Below are 2,438 nucleotides of genomic sequence, written 5' to 3'. Positions count from 1 at the left end.
ATGGTTCAGTTCTGAAGAATGCTCGCTTTCACAGCGCTGACCTCAGCGATAGCATTGCCTACTTGAGTAATTTAGCCGGAGCTGATTTCACAGATGCTGTCTTAACCTCAGCGATGTTGCTGAAGTCGAACTTTAGAGGGGCCTTGGTCAATGGGGCGGATTTCAGCTACGCCATGCTGGATCGGGAGCAGGTTCTGCGTCTCTGTGAAACGGCCAGCGGTGTGAACCCCGTCACTGGCGTCGATACTCGCGAATCTCTTGGATGCCCGTAGCGATCGCGTCGGCTGTTACTGTGCAAGGGTGCGATCGCTACTGAGATATCTAAATCAACCAGCTCCATGTGTGGATATCATTATTCCACACGGGAGCGATCGCCCTTGGTTAGGCGTTGAGTTTTGTGGCTACTTCTGTCAAACGCTGACCAATCGCCATGACGCCTTCTTGCTGCTTCTCATCACTCAACTGTCCCTGATCGTTAAAGGCTTGATAGGAACCTGGCAGCGCTTTTTGCTCAGGAATTACAATAACGCCTATATTTTCTAGAATAGAGCGGACATGCACAAGACCGCGCAAACCACCCAAGCCACCTGGAGACGTGGCCATAATCGCGGCCACTTTTCCTTTAAAGCAGGTCAAGGCCAGGGGTGGTTCACCAGGTTCAGAGCGAGACGCCCAGTCAATAGCATTTTTTAGGAGGGGCGTAATCGAACTGTTGTATTCTGGGCAGGCAATGAGGAAACCTTGGTGAGACTTCAGCAGATCTTTAAAGGCAAGCACCGAAGCGGGTAAACCCTGCTCGGCTTCCAGATCCTGATCATAAAGCGGCATAGGGTAGTCTTTGAAATCAATCACCGTGACCTCGGCCCCCGCCTTTTCAGCGCCAGCAGCAGCAATTTTGACGAGCTGTTGGTTAAACGATCCTTTGCGCGTACTGCCCGCAAAAGCTAGTATTTTTGTAGATCCAGTCATACAGTTTCTCCAAACGTAAGGGGGATAGGTCTTGGGATTCAGGCATGGCTCATTCCGGCAATGGGGAAGAGACAGATGGCGGCTCGCCCCCATGGAACATGCCGAACATTGAGCTTTATCGTCGTGGGCAGCAAGGTCAGGGTGCAGCAGGTCGTGGAAGGAACGTCTGGTCTGTCATGGACATAGACCGACGTCCCAACCCCACCATGCAACGGCTATAGGCTCGAATGAGAACCATCACAGAAGGGCGCAGATTTAGTGTGCTTACATTGGCAGAAAGCAACTTGCTTCGTTTCCTCAATCGTGACCTTAACAGGAGCTAAGCCCGTGCCCTTGTGCGCACCATCACAATAGGGTTGGTTAGCCGATTGACCGCAGCTACACCACCAATAGTCGCCGGGCTCTAGTTCTAAAACAACGGGCTTGGTGTCTACAATCTTGGGTTCAGTCATTGTGTTTTCCTCTCAAGCAAATATCAGCAGTGTTCTCTAGGCATGAGGGGCAAACGCATTAATGACACGTTGCCCCCCCCCCTGCCATCTAAGCATTGATAGCGTAATTGTGCTAAGCCACCATATCAAACAGCAAGAATTCGGTCTGATCAGCGATCGCTCTCAGTTCAATCGTAGACTCTTGGGCGATCGCGGCCGCATCCCCTGCATAGAGAGGTTGGCCATTCACCTCAACCGCTCCCCGCGCCACCTGCACCCAAGCACTGCGATCGCTCCCTAGGCTATGGGTAACCTGCTGCCCAGTGTGCAGCAACGACGCATAGAGGCTCACATCTTGATGGATGGTGACGGAAGCTTCCCGGCCATCTTGGGAACCCACGAGCTTGAGACGACCCTGCTTTTGCTCATCGGAGAAAAATACCTGCTCATAGCTAGGCTTGAGGCCCAGTTGTCCAGGCAAGATCCAAATCTGCAAGAGGTGCACTGGCTCCGTCGCAGACGCGTTGTATTCACTGTGCAGGATGCCGGTACCCGCAGACATGCGCTGCACATCGCCAGGACGCATAACCGCTCCATTGCCAATACTGTCTTTGTGCTCTAAAGCGCCGGACAAGACATAGGTGACAATTTCCATGTCTCGGTGGCCATGGGTGGCAAAACCTTGGTCAGGCTGCACCTTGTCTTCATTGATAACCCGCAGGGACGAAAACCCCATATGTTGCGGATCGTAGTAGTTGCCAAACGAGAAGCTATGGCGGCTATCCAGCCAGCCGATGTTGACAGCACCCCGTTCATGGGATGGACGCAGGGTGATCATAAGAGCGACCTCCAATCGGAATAGTGGGATGTCGAACTCAGTTCGAGTTAGCTCTATTATGAATTGATTCCTTTAGAATTACAATAGCCTATAAAATTGACAGTTTGTCGCTAGAATCGATACAGTCTTAGAACCTTTTGCCCTGCCCCCACTGTAGAAGATCCACCCCCAGTTGACGGACAAAAGCCTATGCTCCTCCG

General features: G+C 52.1%; 4 protein-coding genes. 1 reads left to right on the top strand and 3 read right to left on the bottom strand.

Annotated elements, in window-relative coordinates; translation table 11 throughout:
* The coding region (locus V6D20_20475; protein ID HEY9818155.1) for a pentapeptide repeat-containing protein at nucleotides 1-272 on the top strand (272 nt) is incomplete at its 5' end.
* A gap of 109 nt (nucleotides 273-381) precedes the next feature.
* Here V6D20_20475 and V6D20_20470 read toward each other — a convergent pair.
* The 3 genes from V6D20_20470 to V6D20_20460 all read right to left on the bottom strand — a co-directional run bounded on the left by V6D20_20470 (nucleotide 382) and on the right by V6D20_20460 (nucleotide 2,238).
* The gene (locus V6D20_20470) at nucleotides 382-969 is read right to left on the bottom strand and encodes an NAD(P)H-dependent oxidoreductase (protein HEY9818154.1); all 588 of its coding nucleotides are present in this window, start codon (nucleotides 967-969) and stop codon (nucleotides 382-384) included.
* Nucleotides 970-1,184: 215 nt separating this feature from the next.
* Nucleotides 1,185-1,421 carry a CDGSH iron-sulfur domain-containing protein gene (locus V6D20_20465; GenBank protein ID HEY9818153.1) on the bottom strand — a complete coding sequence of 79 codons (237 nt, stop codon included), beginning with the start codon at nucleotides 1,419-1,421 and terminating at the stop codon, nucleotides 1,185-1,187.
* Nucleotides 1,422-1,533: 112 nt separating this feature from the next.
* Nucleotides 1,534-2,238, bottom strand: a complete 705-nt coding sequence (locus tag V6D20_20460) for a pirin family protein (GenBank protein HEY9818152.1) — start codon at nucleotides 2,236-2,238, stop codon at nucleotides 1,534-1,536.
* Nucleotides 2,239-2,438 lie beyond the last annotated feature (200 nt).

The sequence above is a fragment of the Candidatus Obscuribacterales bacterium genome (genome assembly GCA_036703605.1).
Classification (GTDB): domain Bacteria; phylum Cyanobacteriota; class Cyanobacteriia; order RECH01; family RECH01; genus RECH01.
Note: the sequence above shows the minus strand (reverse complement) of the source record. Positions and strands in the feature narration are given on the sequence as shown.

What these genes read in the sequence shown, in the direction of transcription:
- V6D20_20465 (HEY9818153.1), bottom strand. Translation starts at nt 1,421, where the DNA reads ATGACTGAACCCAAGATTGTAGACACCAAGCCCGTTGTTTTAGAACTA.
- V6D20_20460 (HEY9818152.1), bottom strand. Translation starts at nt 2,238, where the DNA reads ATGATCACCCTGCGTCCATCCCATGAACGGGGTGCTGTCAACATCGGC.
- V6D20_20470 (HEY9818154.1), bottom strand. Translation starts at nt 969, where the DNA reads ATGACTGGATCTACAAAAATACTAGCTTTTGCGGGCAGTACGCGCAAA.